This is a genomic window from Kitasatospora putterlickiae, assembly GCF_039527695.1.
GTDB classification, from domain to species: domain Bacteria; phylum Actinomycetota; class Actinomycetes; order Streptomycetales; family Streptomycetaceae; genus Kitasatospora; species Kitasatospora putterlickiae.
On record NZ_BAAAKJ010000381.1, the window covers coordinates 7,055 to 10,010 of the forward strand.

Here is a 2,956-nt window from a genome sequence, read left to right on the forward strand (position 1 = left end):
GGCCCCGGCGCCGCCCCCGGCTGCCGGCGGCGAAGGGCGGGCTGCTGCCCAGGCCCGTGCGATCACCGCCGGTGACGCGCCGTTCGGCCTGGACTTCCCCGCGCGGATGGGCGTCGGTGCCGCGCGACTCGCGCTGGTCTCCTCCTTGGGCGTGCCCGCCGTGGCGGGGTACGGGATCGGCTACCGCGTCCTGCTGATCGTCACCATGGCCCTCTACGCCGTCCGGCAGGGCGCCGCCGTCGAGGCCGCCCGGCTGACCGGGGCCGGTTCCGCGGGGGTCGTGCGCTCCCGCGGTCGCGGCACCGCCGGGCTGGCCGCCGCCCTCGGCACCGGCGCCGCCGTGCTCCGCGTGGCGGCCGCGGTCCCGGTCGCGCGGCTGTCCACCGACGACCCGGCGGTCGGCTTCCTGCGGATGGCCGCCCTCGGCGGCGTCCACCGGGCGGCCGCTGGTGCTCGCCGTACTGCCCGGCCTGACCACCTGGCTCGCCTCCGGCGCCACCCCGTCGACCTCGCTCGGCGTCCACGGCCTCCGGGCCGGGACGGCCATCGGCACCGTCGTCCCACTCGCGCTGCCGCGCCTCCTGCGTCCTCGCTCCCGACCGGCCGCCGGGACCTCAGGGACGGCCGCCGACGCTCCTGAACGGGCGTCAGAAATTCGGTTGAGCGAACGAAAGGCGCCTGCCTAAGCTGCACACGATCGATCTCCCGGAACCGAAGGTGGAGCAATGGAACCGAGCAGCCGTCACACCGCCCTGATCGGTGCCGCCACCGCGGCGCTCGCCGCCGCCGCGGTGGTGAGCGGTGTGAGCGCGGTCCAGGAGCCCGCCGACGCCCCCGGCATCGTCGTCGAGGCGCACATGAGCCTGCTCGGGGTGCCCGGCGACGGTCCGGACGGGCTCGCGATCCAGGACCACATGGCGCTCTGACACGCCACCGGACGCCCGATGACCGAGCCGACGGTGCCGCCGGAACGCCCCGGTGACCCCACCGCCCGGATGGTCGCCGGGACGGCCGAGCGGCTGATCCGGCTCTGGGCCGGCCGGTCCGAGCTGTACCACCCCGGGTGGGGCCGGCCGTTCCGCCGGCTCGACGACCTGTTGCCCGAGCAGGACGTCGAGTTCGCCGCGCACAACCCGCAGATGGTGCCGCTGCTGTGGTACCCGGCGCTGCGCCACGGCGACCGGGCGCGGACGGTGATCGAGGTGTTCGACCACCTGCCGGCCGGGTTCGGCCCGCCGGTGCCCCGGCGGCAGGAGCTCTCCCGGGTCTACAGCTGGGCCCTGGCCTCGCGCACCGCCGTGGACTGGATCGCCGAGCGCCTGGGCGACCGGGGCCTGTTGGAGGTCGGCGCGGGCAGTGGCTACTGGGCCTGGCTGTTGCGTGCCCGCGGCATCGACGTGCTGGCCACCGACGCTGAGGCCCGCACCGAGCACAACGGATTCACCGACCGCTTCCAGTACACCGGGGTCCGCCCCGGGCGGGCCGCCGAGGACGCCGCCGCCCACCCCGACCGGGTGCTCGCCCTGCTGTGGCCCCCGCACCGTGACCCGATGGCCGTCGACGCCCTGCGCGCCTACCGTGGTCCCGGCCTCCTCTACGTCGGCGACCGCGCCGGCGGCCTGTGCGCGGACCCGGCCTTCTTCGCCGAACTCGCCGCCCACTGGCGCCCGGTGTCCCATTGCCCTCTCACCCTCCGCTGGCTCGGCAACCGCGACACCGCCACCTATTTCGCGCGCCGCTGATCCGCCCCCGATCCGCCGCTGGTCGGCCACTTGAGCACCCGGTGGAGCTCATGGCATGACGTGGTCATGCGAATGGCCGGTTACCCGGATGGATCGTGCGGGAACTGTTGGCGGAGTTCAACCCCACCGAGGAGGTTCTCATGAGACGACTGCTCTGCGTGGCCGGTGCCGCCGCCACGGTCCTGTTCCTGACCGGAGCCGGTGCCGCCGGTGCCGCCGACACGGCTACCGCCTGGCCCGCCGCCGGCGCGGACGCCAACTGGCCCACTCCGGACGGCGCGGGCATCGGCTGGCCCACCGCGGGCGCGGACGCCAAGTGGCCGGCTCCGGACGGCGCGGACTCCGGCTGGTCCACGGACGGTGCGGAGGCGAAGTGGCCCACCGACGGCATCAACCCCGACTGGGCCGCTTTCGCCGCGGGTGCCACCTCGTCCCCGGTGGACGCGGGTGCCGTGGACGCCAACGCGCCGGAGGGTTCCACCCCGGCGCCGTAACCCGGGGCTGAAACGCCGCCGCCCGCCCGGCCCGACCCTGAAACCGGGGCCGGGCCGGGCCCGTTCGACGGAGGTCACGCCGTGCGCGCCGCCGGGAGGCGGGTGGCGAGGAGCGCGCCGGCCGCGGCGGTGGCGGCCAGGACGGCGAGGGCGGACGGGAGGGCGTCGACCAGGGGACGGCCGGCGGTCACGGTGGCGGCGACCGCCACGCCGAGAGCGGGGCCGATGTTCATCGCCGTCTGCTGCAGCCCGCCCGCCACGCCCGCGTCGCGCACCGGGGCGGCGCGGACGAGTTCGGCCGTCGCGGTGGCCATCACCGCCCCGAAACCGGCGCCCAGCAGCAGGAAGGCCGCGCCGATCGCGAGCGCCGGGGCGCCCGGCCGCAGGGCCGCGACCGCGAGGGTGCCCAGCGTGATCGAGGACATCCCCGCGACGACGGTGCGGCGCGGCCCATGGCGGTGGGCCAGGGCGGCTGAGGCGGGCGCGGCGACCACCATCGCCACCGCCAGCGGCAGCGCCCGCAGCGCACTGGCGAGCGGATCGAGGGCGAGCACGTCCTGCAGGAAGTAGGTGGCGAGGAAGAGCGTGCCGAAGAGCGCCGCCGACGCGACGAGCAGCACCCCCAGTGCCGGGGCCACCGCCGGGGCCCGGAGAACGGCGGGCGGCAGCAGCGGGTTGCGGCCGCGTCGCTCATGGCGTGCGAAGGCCGCGCCGACGACG

5 protein-coding genes are annotated in these 2,956 nt (G+C 76.7%); 4 read left to right on the forward strand and 1 reads right to left on the reverse strand.

The features are described from left to right. From ABD308_RS33390 to ABD308_RS33405, 4 genes are all read left to right on the forward strand, one after another. Positions 1 to 640, forward strand: a 640-nt coding sequence (locus tag ABD308_RS33390; protein ID WP_344343399.1) for an MATE family efflux transporter, incomplete at its 5' end; no start/stop codon positions are given. 85 nt (positions 641 to 725) lie between these two features. Further along, positions 726 to 926 carry a hypothetical protein gene (locus ABD308_RS33395; RefSeq protein ID WP_344343401.1) on the forward strand — a complete coding sequence of 67 codons (201 nt, stop codon included), beginning with the start codon at positions 726 to 728 and terminating at the stop codon, positions 924 to 926. 18 nt (positions 927 to 944) lie between these two features. Then, positions 945 to 1,742: a class I SAM-dependent methyltransferase gene (locus ABD308_RS33400; RefSeq protein ID WP_344343403.1), complete on the forward strand. Its 798-nt coding sequence runs from the start codon at positions 945 to 947 to the stop codon at positions 1,740 to 1,742. A 140-nt stretch (positions 1,743 to 1,882) separates the two neighbouring features. Continuing rightward, positions 1,883 to 2,236 (forward strand): hypothetical protein, encoded by a 354-nt coding sequence (locus tag ABD308_RS33405; protein WP_344343405.1) that lies wholly within the window; start codon positions 1,883 to 1,885, stop codon positions 2,234 to 2,236. Positions 2,237 to 2,310: 74 nt separating this feature from the next. On the opposite strand, the gene ABD308_RS33410 is transcribed toward ABD308_RS33405, so the two are convergent. Next, positions 2,311 to 2,956, reverse strand: a 646-nt coding sequence (locus ABD308_RS33410) for an MFS transporter (protein ID WP_344343407.1), incomplete at its 5' end; no start/stop codon positions are given.

What these genes read in the sequence shown, in the direction of transcription:
- ABD308_RS33400 (WP_344343403.1), top strand. Translation starts at nt 945, where the DNA reads ATGACCGAGCCGACGGTGCCGCCGGAACGCCCCGGTGACCCCACCGCC.
- ABD308_RS33395 (WP_344343401.1), top strand. Translation starts at nt 726, where the DNA reads ATGGAACCGAGCAGCCGTCACACCGCCCTGATCGGTGCCGCCACCGCG.
- ABD308_RS33405 (WP_344343405.1), top strand. Translation starts at nt 1,883, where the DNA reads ATGAGACGACTGCTCTGCGTGGCCGGTGCCGCCGCCACGGTCCTGTTC.